General features: G+C 55.8%; 15 protein-coding genes. 4 read left to right on the plus strand and 11 right to left on the minus strand.

The window, feature by feature from the left end; translation table 11 throughout:
• Positions 1-38 precede the first annotated feature (38 nt).
• The 3 genes from ON072_RS18590 to ON072_RS18600 form a co-directional block, all read right to left on the minus strand.
• Positions 39-635, minus strand: a complete 597-nt coding sequence (locus ON072_RS18590) for a response regulator transcription factor (protein ID WP_025010119.1) — start codon at positions 633-635, stop codon at positions 39-41.
• Positions 632-1,822 carry a sensor histidine kinase gene (locus ON072_RS18595; RefSeq protein WP_274626139.1) on the minus strand — a complete coding sequence of 397 codons (1,191 nt, stop codon included), beginning with the start codon at positions 1,820-1,822 and terminating at the stop codon, positions 632-634. The genes ON072_RS18590 and ON072_RS18595 overlap by 4 nt, the downstream gene beginning before the upstream one ends.
• A 136-nt stretch (positions 1,823-1,958) precedes the next feature.
• Positions 1,959-2,633, minus strand: coding sequence for a tetratricopeptide repeat protein (locus tag ON072_RS18600; RefSeq protein WP_107111236.1), 675 nt, complete (start codon positions 2,631-2,633; stop codon positions 1,959-1,961).
• Positions 2,634-2,722: 89 nt separating this feature from the next.
• Between ON072_RS18600 and ON072_RS18605 the strand changes: the two genes are divergently transcribed.
• Positions 2,723-3,031: a DUF3332 family protein gene (locus ON072_RS18605; RefSeq protein WP_243880484.1), complete on the plus strand. Its 309-nt coding sequence runs from the start codon at positions 2,723-2,725 to the stop codon at positions 3,029-3,031.
• A 149-nt stretch (positions 3,032-3,180) separates the two neighbouring features.
• On the opposite strand, the gene ON072_RS18610 is transcribed toward ON072_RS18605, so the two are convergent.
• The 7 genes from ON072_RS18610 to gmk form a co-directional block, all read right to left on the minus strand.
• Positions 3,181-4,110, minus strand: coding sequence for a calcium/sodium antiporter (locus tag ON072_RS18610; RefSeq protein ID WP_044735398.1), 930 nt, complete (start codon positions 4,108-4,110; stop codon positions 3,181-3,183).
• A 170-nt stretch (positions 4,111-4,280) separates the two neighbouring features.
• A complete protein-coding gene (locus ON072_RS18615) occupies positions 4,281-5,936 on the minus strand; it encodes an AMP-binding protein (RefSeq protein WP_144220715.1) in 1,656 nt (551 codons plus the stop codon).
• Positions 5,937-6,096: 160 nt separating this feature from the next.
• Entirely contained in the window at positions 6,097-6,789 is a 693-nt protein-coding gene (gene trmH, locus ON072_RS18620) for a tRNA (guanosine(18)-2'-O)-methyltransferase TrmH (protein WP_025010113.1), read from the minus strand.
• 57 nt (positions 6,790-6,846) lie between these two features.
• Positions 6,847-7,230, minus strand: coding sequence for a RidA family protein (locus ON072_RS18625; protein WP_025888534.1), 384 nt, complete (start codon positions 7,228-7,230; stop codon positions 6,847-6,849).
• Between the two features lie 23 nt (positions 7,231-7,253).
• Positions 7,254-9,362: a bifunctional GTP diphosphokinase/guanosine-3',5'-bis pyrophosphate 3'-pyrophosphohydrolase gene (gene spoT, locus ON072_RS18630; RefSeq protein WP_028780077.1), complete on the minus strand. Its 2,109-nt coding sequence runs from the start codon at positions 9,360-9,362 to the stop codon at positions 7,254-7,256.
• A gap of 25 nt (positions 9,363-9,387) precedes the next feature.
• Complete coding sequence (gene rpoZ / locus ON072_RS18635; protein ID WP_025010112.1) at positions 9,388-9,669, minus strand: DNA-directed RNA polymerase subunit omega; 282 nt, start codon at positions 9,667-9,669, stop codon at positions 9,388-9,390.
• 59 nt (positions 9,670-9,728) lie between these two features.
• Positions 9,729-10,352: a guanylate kinase gene (gene gmk / locus ON072_RS18640; protein ID WP_025888535.1), complete on the minus strand. Its 624-nt coding sequence runs from the start codon at positions 10,350-10,352 to the stop codon at positions 9,729-9,731.
• Positions 10,353-10,582: 230 nt separating this feature from the next.
• Between gmk and ON072_RS18645 the strand changes: the two genes are divergently transcribed.
• From ON072_RS18645 to ON072_RS18655, 3 genes are all read left to right on the plus strand, one after another.
• Positions 10,583-11,986, plus strand: coding sequence for a hypothetical protein (locus tag ON072_RS18645; protein WP_274626140.1), 1,404 nt, complete (start codon positions 10,583-10,585; stop codon positions 11,984-11,986).
• A gap of 115 nt (positions 11,987-12,101) precedes the next feature.
• Entirely contained in the window at positions 12,102-13,037 is a 936-nt protein-coding gene (locus tag ON072_RS18650; protein ID WP_274626141.1) for an NTP transferase domain-containing protein, read from the plus strand.
• Positions 13,030-14,094, plus strand: a complete 1,065-nt coding sequence (locus tag ON072_RS18655; RefSeq protein WP_261753101.1) for a phosphotransferase enzyme family protein — start codon at positions 13,030-13,032, stop codon at positions 14,092-14,094. Before ON072_RS18650 ends, ON072_RS18655 begins: the two co-directional genes overlap by 8 nt.
• A 42-nt stretch (positions 14,095-14,136) precedes the next feature.
• Here ON072_RS18655 and ON072_RS18660 read toward each other — a convergent pair whose 3' ends face one another.
• Positions 14,137-14,571 carry an HNH endonuclease gene (locus ON072_RS18660; RefSeq protein ID WP_101055351.1) on the minus strand — a complete coding sequence of 145 codons (435 nt, stop codon included), beginning with the start codon at positions 14,569-14,571 and terminating at the stop codon, positions 14,137-14,139.
• Between the last annotated feature and the right edge of the window lie 53 nt (positions 14,572-14,624).

Raw genomic sequence — 14,624 nt, forward strand, 5'->3', positions numbered from 1 at the left:
CAGAGTAATGGCAGTATGCTTGTTACTTGCCCGCCTGCTTACAGCCAGCCCTTTTGTTTGGCGATTCGGGCGGCATCGATACGATTGGAGGCTCCCAGCTTGTTGATGGCTTCCGACAGATAGTTGCGTACCGTGCCTTCACTGATAAAGAGAGCAGCGGCAATCTCGCCGCTGCTCTTGCCCTCGGCGGCCAGTCGCAGGGCACGGCGTTCTTTGTCGGATAGCGGGTCTTGCTCCCCAAGAGCCAGCATGGCCAGTTCGGGGGCAATGACTTTTTTACCTTGCATCACCTTGGCTATGGCCTCGACCAGTTCCTCCACCGGGGCATCCTTGAGCAGGAAGCCGCAGACACCGGCCTCCAGCGCCCGTTTGATATAGCCGGCGCGGCCAAAGGTGGTGATGATAATGGTCTTCAGCGCAGGTTGCTCTCGGGCGACCCAGGCAGCCAGCTCCAGCCCCGAAGTGCCGGGCATTTCGATATCTGTCAGCAGCAGTTGAAAATCCTCGGTCTTGAGCAGTGCCAATGCCTGGTCGCCATCCGTGGCCTGGGTGACGCTGAAGTCCCCGGACAGTTGCAGCAGGCCGGCAAGCGCGCCGCGAACCATGGCTTGATCTTCCGCCAGCAATATCTTCATACCTGGCCCTCCTGGGGATTTTTGTGTTGCTCTTGGGCGAGCTTGTCCATGTTCTCGGTACTCTCGGTTTTCACTGTGCTCTTTGCTTTCTCAATGCCCTCTCCCTGAGCCGATAACAGCTGTTGTCTGGGCAGCAGTAAAAGAGCGCTGAACCCCTTTGCTGTATCGATTTGCAGCTCTCCACCCAAGAGGGCAAGCCGCTCGGCTATGCCTTTGAGGCCGTTCCCCGGAGTGGGTTTGAGCCTTATAGTGCCGTTGTCTCTCAGGCAAATAGTAAGGTGAGGCTCCAGGGTAAAGCTCAAGTGTGCCTCTGTGGCATCACTGTGCCTGAGAATATTGCTCACCAGTTCGGTCAGGATCAGTATCAGTTGGCTTTCTGCCAGTGGCGACAGCACAGGCAGTTCCCCCTCCAGGCTGACCGCCAAGCCTTTTTCGCGCAAGCGCCGACAGAGTTGGGCGCAGCAGCTATCAAGCCCCTGATGCCGATAGTCGGCCACAGCCCGGCGAATTTGGCTCAGGCTGTCACGGGCAATCTGCGCCAGTTCAGTGAGTTGTTCCCGACTGGCTTGCAGATCATTTTTTTGCAGCAGCTTGTTCGCCAGCTCGGCCTTGAGGGCGATGGAAGAGAGTTGATGTCCCATGAGGTCGTGCAAATCCCTGCCGATACGCTCCCGCTCCAACATGGTCGCCAGGGCACGGATCTCCTCTTCGCTACGGCGGGCTTGTCGTTTGGCCTGTTGGCGTTTGCGCTCGGCGACCCCAAGCAGAGAGATAGCGGCTGTCAGGCCGCAGCCATAATAGACAAAATAGAGGCCGTTAAAACCCAGCAACTGATTCAATGCCAGTAGCACCAGGGCGATCAGCAATAATGCCGGCAAGAGCAGCCTGAGAGGATAAAAAAAGCCGATAAAGAAGGCGGCGAAGGTAAACAGCGACAAAGAACCCGGATTGGCAGGGGTGATCAAGATAGCCAGTAGGATGATCCCCAGAATTGGCCAGTGCACTTTAGCCCTATCGGCGCCATAGGCGCGAAAATAACAGTAGATAAAGGGCGGCAAAACCAGCAGGCTGGCGAGCCATTGCCAGGGCGACACCGGCATAATAAACAGTGGGATAAAGTAAAAGGCCAGATTGACCAGATAGTATTTGGCCAGTTTGAGTTCGGTTTGAGTCTGTGGATCCTGCATCGGTTGTCCTCGCATCTCCAGCGCAAATAATGGCGTGTATCGGTGCACAAGTAAACCGGATCCCCGGGCGGAGATCCGGTCGAGACCTTAAGGTGGTGCGAATAAGCTCCAGTGGCGCTCTGGTTCGCACCTTCCCTTATTGCTGAGTTTGTTTTGACAGAAGAAAACCCGCCCAGGCGTAGTCAGGATCCAGTGCCAGCGCTTGTTGCCAACTCCGGCTGGCGGCTTTGGATTGCCCCAGCTGTTGCTGTATCACTCCCCGCCAGGTGTAGGCTTCGGCCTGACCCCAGCAGATATCGCTGCAGGGATTGGCATAGAGTTTCAGGGCGCGTTCAATTTCCTGCAGGGCTCTGTCACTGCTGCCACCATACTCGACAGGAGTATAGAAACTGGAGATGGCGCCAATGAGCGCGACTCTGGGGCTGTTGGGCGCCAGTTGTCTGGCATTTTGCAGAGACTTGCCTGCAGCTTTCCCCAGGGTTGCCGATTGGCTTGGATTGGCGGTTATCTGCATACCATAAACAGCAGACAGAAGTGCCAGAGCTTCACCGTCCTTGTTGAAGTTCGGTTGAGCCAGGCTTTCGGCCGCTGTGGCCAAGGCCTGATCCCGGGTCTGAAGCTGGCCGAGTATATTGGCGCTGACAGCCAAACGATAGTTAGCGTAGGCCTGTTGATATCCCTGACTGTTGTCGGCGTAGAGGCTCAAGGTGTCAATGTCGATTTGATTTGCAGCGGCATCGATTTCATCAATGGTGGCTGCCTGGGTTGAGAGGGCCAGACTCAGGCCCAATAACAGTGTGAGTTTACGCATCATTCGCTCCTTGGATGAACAGACTCGAATCTGAGTCGGGTTTAGTATTCCCGAGAGCCTGAATTGGCGGTATTCACAAAGGTCATAAGTTGCAGGTGACAAATGTCATCATTACCGGCAAGTCACCGGCCTTGGTGGATATGCCGGCCGATGCCGTTTTCAAGATCAATCATAAGCTGGATAAGGATCTGACCACGGCGCTGGTCAAACTGAGCCGTGCCAGCATGTCAGCCATAGATGACAATACCCTGGCGATGACGCTGAGCTATGAAGATGGCTCCGAGCAGGTAATACTGGGGCGTAAGCAGGGGGAGATGGTGGACTTCTACCTGGATCAGGAATTCATTGCCAGTGTCAGCATAGCTGAGATGGAGAGTTATGTAGCGGCTCGCTCTTGAGCGCTTCTGGGCTGCTTGAGCCATTAACTTGATGATATCCCGGGTTTTGACTATCCATTCTGGACGTCAAAACCCGGGATTTTTTATGCTACTGTGGCTTGGCAACAAAGCTTTTCAGAAGCATTCAGTTGCCAGTGGCGTACTCAGATTCAGGCGCTGGCGTGGGTAACCAGATAGCCCATATAGCCGCAGTAACCCAGCAGCAATATGGCGCCTTCGCGGCGACCGATACGAAAACCGCTCCAGGCAAAGGGCAACACCAACAGTGCCAGGGTTAGCATCACGCTGAAGTCCAGGCTGCTGAAACCGGCTGAGCTGATTGGGTGCACCAAGGCAGTAACCCCGAGGATCCCCAGCAGGTTGAACAGGTTGGAGCCAACCACATTACCTATGGCGATATCGCTCTGGCCCTTGAGAGCGGCCAGAATCGAGGTCACCAATTCCGGCATGCTGGTGCCTATGGCAATAATGGTCAGACCGATCACTACTTCGCTGATGCCGAAGGTACGGGCCAACTCGACCGCGCCATCGACAAACAGTATGCCACCGCCCACCAACATACCGATACCGGCGATGATAAACAGCAGCGACAGCAGAGGGTTCTTGGGGCCTTCAATAGGTTCATCAGTCTCTTCGCCCTTGCTGCTGAAATAGCTGAGCAACAGATAGCCTACCAGTAAGCTGGTCAGTACGGCGCCGTCAATCAGGCTCAGTTCACCGTCGAGTACCAGCAGCCACATCAAAATAGAGGCGCCTATCATCAGCGGAATGTCGCGTCTGACCATTTGTGACTGTACCCCTATCGGGCGGATCAGCGCAGTCAGTGCCAGGATCAGACCGATATTGGCGATATTGGAGCCCACCACGTTACCCAGGGCAATACCCGGACTGCCGGCCAGTGCTGACTTAACGCTCACTGCCAGCTCGGGCGCGCTGGTGCCGAAGGCGACGATCGTCAGGCCGATCACCAGCGGGGTGATCCCCAGACGCAGGGCGATGACGCTGGCGCCGCGAACCAAGGCTTCGGCTCCCAGAGTCAGGATCAAGAAGCCGCCGAGAATAGAGAGTGCAATCAACATTAAAAACCGCTTTTCCTGTCAGTAAGGTGCCATGCAGAACGGCACCGATGAATGTGTTTGGGCTGCCAGCATAAGGTTTTTCCCCCCGAAGGCAACCTCTTTTTGACAGAATATGTCACAAAAATCCCGGCCGAAGCCGGGATAATCAGATAAACCAAGGAGCGTCGGCTCTAGATTTCATCTTCCCAGACAACCTTGGCACCGCGAATGCCTTCCATCCGGCTGGCGTATCTGCTCTCCAACACATGGCGCTTGATTTTCAGCGTCGGAGTCAGCACGTCGTTTTCTATGGTCCAGGGCTCCTTGACCACCAGAACCGCTTCCACGGTTTCATGGGATTCCAGGTTGGGGTTAACCGCATCCACAGTGGCCTTGAGCGAGGCGCGCACCTCTTCTCTGGCTTGCAGCGCCGCCCCTTCAGAGAGTTGCACCAAAGCCACAGGGTGAGGCAGTCCCAGGCCGATGACACAGATAAGTTCCACATGGGGATCCTGCGCCAACTTACGTTCAATCGGCACTGGCGCCACATACTTGCCCTTGGCGGTCTTGAAGTTATCCTTGACCCGGCCTGTGATGCTGACGCAACCGTCGGCATCTATGGCGCAGAGATCGCCTGTGAGGAAAAAGCCCTCTTCATCGAAGGCGGCGGCTGTGGCTTCCGGCGCCTTGTAGTATTCACGCATCAATCCCGGGCTCTTCACCAGCAGTTCGCCATTGGCCGCCTGCTTGACCTCGCAGCCGATCACCGGCTTGCCTACTGTGCCTATCTTACTGGCATCGAAGGGAAAGTTGATGATTGAGTAGGCGCAGTTTTCTGTCATGCCCCAGGCTTCGCAGATATCCAAACCTATGCTGTGATACCACTCCACCAGTGATGGCGGTATCGGCGCCGAACCTGAACCGAGCAAACGACACTTGTCCAGCCCCAGCCCTTTATGGATCTTGCGTTTGACCAGATGGCCGATGAGGGGGATCTTCAGCAGCAGATTGAGTCTGGCGTAGCCGACCTTATCGATAATATTCTTCTGGAACAGGGTCCACAGCCGAGGTACCGAGAAGAACACGGTTGGCCGCATTCGCTGCACATCGGCAACAAAGCTGTCGAGGCTTTCGACAAAGGCAACGCAGGAGCCGGAATAGAAAGAGGAACCCTCTATCGCCACCCGCTCTGTGATATGGGCCAGCGGCAGGTAGGATAGCAGTCTGTCTTTACCATCTGTCTTGAGATCGCGCACCACGGCATTACAGGTCCAGCCGTAGCTGCCGAAGGTTTGGATGGCACCCTTGGGCTTGCCGGTGGAACCTGAGGTGTAGATCAGCGTCATCACCTGCTCGGCTTCGGGATAAGGGGCATCCACCAGAGGTGTACCGAGATTCAACAGCTGCTGCCAGTGATATTGAGCCGGCATGGTGTCATAAGGCATTGCCAGGCGCAGAATATCACCGCCGACACCGGCTTCCTGATCGGCCCAGTGATCCAGCTTACCCAGCATGATGGCCTTACAGCCACTGTGTTCCAGCACGTAGCGTATGGTATCAGCATTGGCAGTGGGGTAAATGGGCACACTGATATAGCCGCCGTGCATCAGCGCCAGATCGGTAATGAACCATTCGGCGCAGTTTTTCGACAGCACGGCGATCTTGTCGCCGGGTTGCAGCCCCAAGTGACGCAGGCCGCCGCAGAGTTGTTGCACCTTGGCCTGTACCTGACGCCAGGTCAGATCCTGATATTGGCCGTTGATCGGCTGCCTGAGATAGATCTCATCGCCTTGAGTCTCTACCCAGTGGTCGAGCATTTCCACCGGGCTCTTGAATGATGCTTCCATGGGGTGTCCCCTTTAACTGTTCTTGTTATCTGCGTAGCTGCAGCTTCCCCCACGGCGGCTGCAACGATCTGATTATCTGTTAGTTTCGCTATGCAGTGGCCAAACCAGTATGGCGACAATTGTGATCTGGCGCAATATTTAATCGGTTGTTTGAAAAGCTTCACAGTTCGGGGATGGGTTCACGCATCCGCTGCCACCAGTCGGCAGCGGCGACTATCTGGCCCTGCGTGTCTATGGCCGGGTAGGGAATGCCTTTGCGCCGACAGGCTTTGGCATAAATGGGGTGGCCTTGCTCAAACAACATGGTCTGGCAATAGTCATTGTCCAGCTTGCGGGCGCCATAGAGCCCGGCCTCCTGCCGCTGACGCTGCGCCTCATACAATAGCAGCGCCGACGCCACCGAGACATTGAGGGATTGCACCATGCCGACCATGGGGATCACTACCTGCTCGTCGGCTAGTGCCAGGGCTTCGGCGCTTATACCATCACGTTCATTGCCGACAATAAAGGCGGTGGGGCGGCGGTAATCCAGCTCCCTAAAGTCACGGGCCTGAGGGCCGAAATGGGTGGCGACCAGCTGCATCCCGCGCGCCTTGCAGGCCTTGGCAGCCGAGGCGAAGTCATAGTGTTTAATGGTTTTGACCCACTGCTGGCTGCCGGAGGCGGTATTGCCGGACAGGCGCATATCGGCATCGGGCCAGACTGCATGAATTTCGTGGATACCCACAGCATCGGCACTGCGCAGCGCGGCGGAAATATTGTTGCTCTTGTGGACTTTGTCCAGGATCAGGCTCAGATCCGGCTGGCGCATATCCAGCATTTGGTTGATGCGAGCGAAGCGTTCGGGGCTCATTGGCGGGGGATCCTATATGAAAAAGGGCGCCGTAGCGCCCTGTATTGGGGATGGAACTCAGAGTTCCATCACACCGTCCATTTCGACCAGAGAACCCTTTGGCAGCTCTTTCACGCCGATGGCGGCGCGGGCCGGGTAAGGCTGGTTGAAGTAACGGCTCATGATTTCGTTGACCGTGGCAAAGTTGCCCAGATCCAGCATATAGATATTCAGTTTGACGATATCGGCCATGGAACCGCCGGCGGCTTCACAGACGGCCTTGAGGTTGTCGAATACCCGTACAACCTGGGTTTCAAAGTCGTCACCGGCCAGTGCCATGGTGGCTGGGTCCAGCGGGATCTGCCCGGACAGGTAGACTGTGCTGCCCACTTTGACTGCCTGGGAGTAGGTGCCGATAGCGGCGGGAGCCTTGTCTGTTGCTATGATGATCTTCTCTGCCATAACGCTCTCTCTTTTTTCTGTTATCAACGGTTACGGGATGTACGCAGAACCTCGGGTAGTACCCTGATTCGGCGCATAACATTTGCCATGTGGATCCGGTCGCGAACCGAGATGCGCAGGTTGATCAGATAGACGCGGCCATCGCGCTCTTCGGTGCTGAGATTGTGAATATTGGAGCCTTCGGCGGCAATGATATTGGTGATCTTCGCCAGCGCGCCCTGATGGTTGACGATTTCGACCCTCAGGTTGGCCTGGAATTCGACGCCATCGACGGCATCCCACTGCACCGGAATATACTTGTCCGGCTCGCCTTGATAGCCGCGGATGTTGGCGCAATTTTCCATGTGCACCACCAGGCCCTTGCCCGGGCTTACGTGAGCAATCACGGCATCCCCAGGAATGGGGCGGCAGCAGTTGGCGAAGGTAACCAGCATGCCTTCGGCGCCGCGGATCGGCATCAGCTTGTGTTCATCATGCTGCTTCTGCGGCTCTATCTTGTCGCCCTTGAGGCGTTGGGCTATGACTATACTCATGGCATTGCCAAGACCTATGTCGGCCAGCAGTGATTGCAGATCGGCGTGTTTGGTGTCTTTGACTACCTTGTCTATCTGAGCCGGATCTATCTGTTCCAGCTTAGTTTCGCCCAGTGCATGGTTCAGCAGACGCCTACCCAGGGTGCTGGCTTCGTCCTGCTTGAGGCTCTTGAGCACCTGACGGATTTTGGCGCGGGCCTTGCCGGTAACCACGAAGTTGAGCCAGGCGGCGTTGGGGCGGGCGCCCTTGGCGGTGATGATCTCGACCGTTTGCCCGGAAATCAGCGGCTGACTCAACGGATAGGCCTGGCGGTTGACCCGGGCGCCGACACAGGTGTTACCCACATCCGTGTGCACCTCATAGGCGAAATCCACTGCGGTGGCGCCTACCGGCAGTTCCAGAATGCGGCCCTCGGGAGTGAACACATAGATCTCTTCCGGGAACAGCTCTGTCTTGACGTTTTCAACAAATTCAAACGAGGTGGAAGCACTCTGCTGCAGTTCCAGCAGGCTTTGCATCCATTTGCGGGCGCGCAGCTGGGTAGTGGTACCCGAGGCGCCGGTCTGGCCACTCTTGTACATCCAGTGGGCCGCAACCCCTTTGTCGGCCATCTGGTCCATGTCTTCGGTACGGATCTGAATTTCCACCGGTACCGCATGGGGACCAAACAGTGAGGTATGCAACGACTGATAGCCGTTGGCCTTGGGAATGGCGATATAGTCTTTAAATCTGCCCGGACGCGGCTTGTAGAGGCCGTGCATTACTCCGAGCACCCGATAACAGGTGTCTATGGAGTCCACTATCAGGCGGAAGGCATAGATATCCATCACTTCCTGGAATTGCAGCTCTTTGCTGCGCATCTTGTTGTAGATGGAATAGAGGTTCTTTTCCCTGCCCTTGACCTTGCCCTTGATACCCACATCTTCCAGGCGGGTACGAATGGCGGTTTCTATGCTTTGGATCAGTTCCTTGCGGTTACCGCGGGCGGCACGAACCACCTCTTTGAGTACCCGATAGCGCATGGGGTAATAGGCCTGAAAGCCGAGATCTTCCAACTCTGTCTTGATATTGTGAATACCCAGACGGTTGGCGATGGGGGCGTAAATTTCCAGGGTTTCGCGGGCAATGCGGCGACGTTTGTCGGGCCGCAGGGCGCCCAGGGTGCGCATATTGTGGGTGCGGTCGGCCAGTTTGATGAGGATCACCCGGATATCCTGAGTCATGGCCATCATCATCTTGCGGAAGTTTTCCGCCTGGGCCTCTTTCTTGTCGCGGAATTTGATCTTGTCGAGCTTGGAGACACCTTCCACCAGCTCCGCCACCGAGGCGCCGAACAGTTCGGCCAGATCCTGATGGGTAACTTGGGTGTCTTCTATGGTGTCGTGCAGCAGGGCGGCCATCAGCGTCTCGTGGTCGAGACGCATTTCGGCCAGGATGCGGGCAACCGCAACCGGATGGGTAATATAGGGTTCGCCACTGGTGCGCATCTGCCCTTCATGGGCATCACGCGCCACCTGATAGGCCTGCTTGAGTAATTCTACCTGCTCCGGCTCCAGATAACTGGCGGCAGACTCCTTGAGACCTTCAAACAGATACAAGTGGCTGTTCTCCTAAGAATATGCCTTAGAGTGAAGAGTTACCTTCTGCAATCGCTGCCACGGCAGCAATTTCAGCTGCTTCGCGCTCACGTACGCTCTGACGCTCATCGGCATCCAGAGTCGCTGAGTTAACCAGTCCCTGTTCGATTTCGCGCAGTGCGATAACAGTGGGTTTGTCGTTTTGCTCTTCAACCAAAGGATCTTTACCCTGGACGGCGATCTGACGGGCACGACGCGCCGCAACCATGATCATATCAAAACGGTTGCCGATTTGTTTAACGGCGTCTTCTACAGTAACGCGAGCCATGTGTTGAAACTCCAGTGATTTGAATGGAAAAAATGACGCAAAATTGTACACGAAGGCAATTAATCTGCCAACAGACCCTTAAGCATATCATTGTGAGTATTAATTTGACTAGCACGAGTCAGGCGTTGCGAGCGAATGATCGCGCTCAGATCCCCCAGTGCAGTCTCAAAATCGTCGTTGACTATGATGAAATCATACTCTTTATAGTGCGACATTTCTGACACCGCCTGTGCCATGCGGGAGGCGATGACTTCGCTGCTATCCTGACCGCGACCTGTCAGACGGCGCTCCAGTTCTTCGCGGGACGGTGGCAGAATAAAGATACCGATGGCCTCGGGCATCAGTTTCTTCACTTGCTGGGCACCCTGCCAGTCGATATCCAGGAACACATCTATGCCCCGTTCAAGCGTCTCTTCAATGACCTTGCGGGAAGTGCCATAAAAGTTACCGAAGACTTCGGCCCACTCGAAGAAGGCTTCTTCGGCAATCAGCGCCTTGAACTCCTCCACCGACACATAATGATAGTGCTGGCCGTGAACCTCTCCCGGACGGGGCTGGCGGGTGGTGTGCGATACGGAAACTTGTTTGTCGGCCGGTTTATTGGCCAGCAGGGCTGCAATCAGTGACGATTTGCCCGCTCCACTGGGGGCCGAGACAATAAAAAGGTTTCCGCGTGCACTCATAATATTTGGGTTCCAAGTCTTTGGCTGTAAAAAAGCCGGTGGCTGATGAGGGAAGCTGCGAACTATGCCCTGTCGGCACTCTGGCTTGCGCCAGCTACAGGTGTTCAAGGCAGCTTCCTTAAGGGCAGCTATTATATAGGCAGGCAATGCTGCCATGCCAGTGGCGCTGACAATTGCCATCAAATTCGTTAGGCTGCCATCAATAAGTCGGTCGATTTTTAAGGGGTTCTGTGCTGTATAAATCGCTCATCTGTATTCAGGGTTACGACAATGGTCTGCGACACGCGGTCATCAGTGGCGCCGTCTATCTTTTGTTACTCGTGCTGGGGTTGCTTTTTGGTGGCGGCAGTTTCATCTGGGTGCCCGGGATTTTACTGGCGCCCGTACTACTGCTCAGTTGCCGTCGTCGCTTGGGTGATGGCGGCCGTAACCCCTGGTTGTCACTGATAGCCCTGCTGCCTTGGCTCATTCTGCTGTTGGCCCTGAGTACCGACCAGGATAGCAGTTATCTGATAGGTGCCCTGGTGCTGGCTTTGGCGCTGCATGCAGGTTTGGCGCTGTTGCCTGGGGGGAGTCGCAGCCGCGGCGCCCGCAGCAAGCGAGACTATGTGCAGGGATACTGTGGCCCTGTGCCTTTGAGCGCCGAGCGTAAGAGCAAGATAAGACGGGTCGAGCCAACCCTGGGCAGTGATGTTCATGGCTATTCGGATAACCACGCTCAAGGCTATTCAGATGATCACGTTTATCAGAGTAGCGACCTCGACAATAACAAACCGCATCACAGCAGCGCCGGGTATAGTGCCGCAGGGCAACAGCTTGAGCACCCTCTGAGCCCAGCGTATGAGCCGGCAAGCTTTGCTGCTGCCAATAGCGACCATGATATCAGTCATGACGCCATATCCTATGGACCTGGCCGCAGCCGTTATTTCGACTCGGCGCCGACCGAGGTCGATACCTCAGCGATAGATACAGAGCCTGGCTGGCATACAGATAAGCAAGCCCGGCATAAGGTCAATAGCGCTGAGCCTGGGTTTGATGATGAGGTCGACCGCACCGGCTCCTTGTCTGTGTTGCTGCTCTCCTGGCGCGATGCCATATTGCAACTTTGGCAGCGGCTGGGCGGCCTCTCGGCCGCCCAGCGTAAGGGACTTGCCATAGCCGCTCTGGTCACAGCGCTGCTTGGCTTGGGATTGATCATATGGCTGCTGTGGCCTCAGGCTGAGCCTAATGACGCATCAGGCCGTGAGACTACTGAGATTGCGGCCGCAACTTCCGATAGGGTGACTGTGCGCCTGCCGGACAGCTTCAACCTGTCGCTCGATGGCGACTTGCTGCGTATGAGCTGGCTTGGCGATACTGACGCTCCTGGCCCCTTGTGGGATCTGGCTACCGCCAAGGGCGACCGCCGCTGCGCCGAGCTGGTGTTCAACAATGGCACTGGCTATCGGCCCATGTCGGTCGTTATCGGCGATAACGGCAAGGTAGAAGCGGCCTTCAGCCCTCTGGATAGTCAGGTGATTGTTCAGGATATGGCGCGGCGGGGCTCGGTTAAACTCTGCGGTTATGACTTCAGCCTCAAGGGCAGTCAGGCGGCATTGGGTTCTGTTCCTGCCTTCCGGCAGCTTATTGAATAGGGCGCATGTTGGTGCACGGTTAACCACAGCTTTGGTTCATCAGAGCTGTGATTCTGTTATACTGCCTCGCTTCTTTCGGCTCGGCTTTCTTCCTTCGCGGCATATTCGACAGTTTATGGATACAAAATTAACTCTGGTGATTATGGCCGCCGGGCTGGGAAGCCGTTTTGGCGGTGATAAACAGTTGGCGGCATTGGGGCCCAATGGGGAAACCATGCTGCAATTGGCGCTAAGCTCGGCCATCAAGGCCGGGTTTGCCCGCGCGGTGCTGGTTATCCGCCCTGAGCTTGAAAGCGAGATCTGTCGCCAGTTAAGCGACTTCCTGCCTTCCGGGTTTGAGTGGCACCTTTGTTATCAGACGCTGGACGATCTGCCACAGCCGGTATCGGCAAGGCAGACAGGGGATATCACAAAGCGCCACAGTAACAGGCAAAAACCCTGGGGCACGGCGCATGCCCTCTGGAGTGCCAGGCATCTGGTTGATGGCCTCATGGCAGTGATCACCGCAGATGATTATTATGGCGATCATGCCTTTGTGCAGTTGGCCGAGGGGATTAGGCAGCATCCCAATGAATGGATGATGGTGGCCTGGCCGCTGGGACTGACCTTGTCCGAGCATGGCGGGGTGAATCGTGGCCTGTGTGAGGTCAATGGGAAGGGGTACCTGACTTCGGTGCAGGAGTGGCTCGATATTCGTCAAGGCACCCATGGCCTTGAGGGAGAGCTTCAGGGCGAACGCCGGCCGATAGCCGCCGATGCCTTGGTATCCATGACCTGCTGGGGCTTTTCGGCGAATATATTTGCCGCACTGGAGCAGGGGCTCAGACGCTTTTTGGCAACCCATGGCGATGATCTTAAAGCCGAGTGTTATCTGCCTGCGATAGTGCAAAATGCAATTGAGCAGCCAGACCCAGAGCCGTGCCAACAACAGCAAAACCTTGCCACCCGCAGTGTCAGGGTGGAAACCGCCCGCGATGCCTGGTTGGGAGTGACATATCCCCAGGACGCCGCCCGGGTGAAACAGCAATTACAGGAGTTAATGGGTGCTTGAGCTTATCCGGCAGCAGGTGCTGCCTCACTTCGGGATCCCTGACAATGCCAAAATCAGCCCACTGGGCAATGGCCATATCAACGACACTTTTCTGATCCGCAGCGCCGATAGCGAACTTGTGCTGCAAAAGATCAACACTCAGGTATTTCGTGCGCCCAAGGCCTTGGTCAATAATGCGGCCAAGGTCAGCGAGCATTTGAGTCAGTGTGCTGCTGAAGGCGGCTATCAACTGCAGCTGATAAGACCTGTGATGACCCGTGAGCAGCAGTTGGCGGTGGATCTCGGTGAACAGGGATTCTGGCGCGCCATCAGTTATCTGCCTTTCAGTCAGAGCATCGAAGTGGTGCGCTCTGAGGCCGAGGCCGAACAGGCGGCGCGTGCCTTTGGCCATTTCGCCCGCGCCCTGAGCCAAGTAGACCCCCATGAACTGGAAGATGTGATCCCTCTGTTTCACCATCTGCCGGGCAGAATCGAAGCGCTTTCCAAGGCGGTTGCCGAGGACCCGCTTGGGCGCCTGCAGCACTGTCGGCAGTGGGCCGAGTTGGCCTTGTCCCAGCAATCGTTGCTTGCGGAGCTTGAAGATACCTGTGCCGGTTTGCCGCTGCGGATTTGCCACAATGACACCAAGATAAACAACATGCTGTTCGACAAGCGTGATATGTCCAGCATGGCCATCATAGATCTCGACACCTGCATGAAGGGTTTCCTGATGTATGACTTCGGCGACATGGTGCGCACCTTCTGCTCGCCCGAGGCAGAAGACTCCACAGCACTCGATAAGGTCAGAGTCAGGCCCGAAGTGTTTGCCGCCATCTGCCGGGGTTACCTGGCAGAGCTGGGCGAGGTGTTGACGCCACTGGAGCGCCAGAGTCTATGGCTGGGTGCCCGGGTGATTTGTCTTATGATAGGTGTGCGTTTCCTCACCGACTATCTGGTGGGGGATAAGTATTTCCATATCCATCGCGAAGGCCATAACCTGGACAGAGCCGCCAACCAGTTCACCCTCTATCTCAGCCTATTGCAGCAGAGCGAGGCCCTTAAGGCGTGCTTGGTTTGAGCTATCTCGCCGTCTCTGAAAAGGGGCGGTGAGAGGTCTCCTTTACGATATTGCCTGGAAAATCTGCTGGCGATGCAGGGCTAGATATTCTTCTGCCGGGGCAAACTTGTTTGGTAGACGAATGGGCTGGTTTTCAAAGCGCTCAAAACTGTCACTCAAATATCGATTTTCTTTCGTCAGGAGTTTAGGGGATAGCAGCAACTCCAGATGGGAATTCAAAGTGATTAAGCCTTTGTCAAAAGCGGCGTCATGCAAGCTGGAAAGACACAGGCCGTTACTGGGGTTGAGACGTTGCTTAGGCTCTTGGTTCCAAGGCACTATATGGCTGGCAATCAGTAACTCTGGAATGTCTAATCCTGTTATGCAACAGCGAAAATCATAGGCACTCAAAACCGAGTTTCTAAATACTTGTTGGCCGACTCTGGCCTTAGGGAAGGTGCGAATAAGTCCTCGTGGCACTCTGGCTTGCACAGCCATTGGCGTTCAAGGCATCTGACTGAAGGCATGCCGGGGCCTGTCGAAGTCGGATA

Origin of the sequence: Shewanella sp. K8 (genome assembly GCF_028823715.1) — a bacterium.
In the GTDB taxonomy this organism is placed as follows: Bacteria; Pseudomonadota; Gammaproteobacteria; order Enterobacterales; family Shewanellaceae; genus Shewanella; species Shewanella algae.

Excerpts from the sequence above, each read along its gene's own strand:
- ON072_RS18625 (WP_025888534.1), bottom strand. The coding sequence starts at position 7,230 with ATGGCAGAGAAGATCATCATAGCAACAGACAAGGCTCCCGCCGCTATC.
- ON072_RS18600 (WP_107111236.1), bottom strand. The coding sequence starts at position 2,633 with ATGCGTAAACTCACACTGTTATTGGGCCTGAGTCTGGCCCTCTCAACC.
- ON072_RS18660 (WP_101055351.1), bottom strand. The coding sequence starts at position 14,571 with ATGGCTGTGCAAGCCAGAGTGCCACGAGGACTTATTCGCACCTTCCCT.
- ON072_RS18610 (WP_044735398.1), bottom strand. The coding sequence starts at position 4,110 with ATGTTGATTGCACTCTCTATTCTCGGCGGCTTCTTGATCCTGACTCTG.
- ON072_RS18595 (WP_274626139.1), bottom strand. The coding sequence starts at position 1,822 with ATGCAGGATCCACAGACTCAAACCGAACTCAAACTGGCCAAATACTAT.
- ON072_RS18650 (WP_274626141.1), top strand. The coding sequence starts at position 12,102 with ATGGATACAAAATTAACTCTGGTGATTATGGCCGCCGGGCTGGGAAGC.
- ON072_RS18590 (WP_025010119.1), bottom strand. The coding sequence starts at position 635 with ATGAAGATATTGCTGGCGGAAGATCAAGCCATGGTTCGCGGCGCGCTT.
- trmH (WP_025010113.1), bottom strand. The coding sequence starts at position 6,789 with ATGAGCCCCGAACGCTTCGCTCGCATCAACCAAATGCTGGATATGCGC.
- ON072_RS18615 (WP_144220715.1), bottom strand. The coding sequence starts at position 5,936 with ATGGAAGCATCATTCAAGAGCCCGGTGGAAATGCTCGACCACTGGGTA.
- gmk (WP_025888535.1), bottom strand. The coding sequence starts at position 10,352 with ATGAGTGCACGCGGAAACCTTTTTATTGTCTCGGCCCCCAGTGGAGCG.
- rpoZ (WP_025010112.1), bottom strand. The coding sequence starts at position 9,669 with ATGGCTCGCGTTACTGTAGAAGACGCCGTTAAACAAATCGGCAACCGT.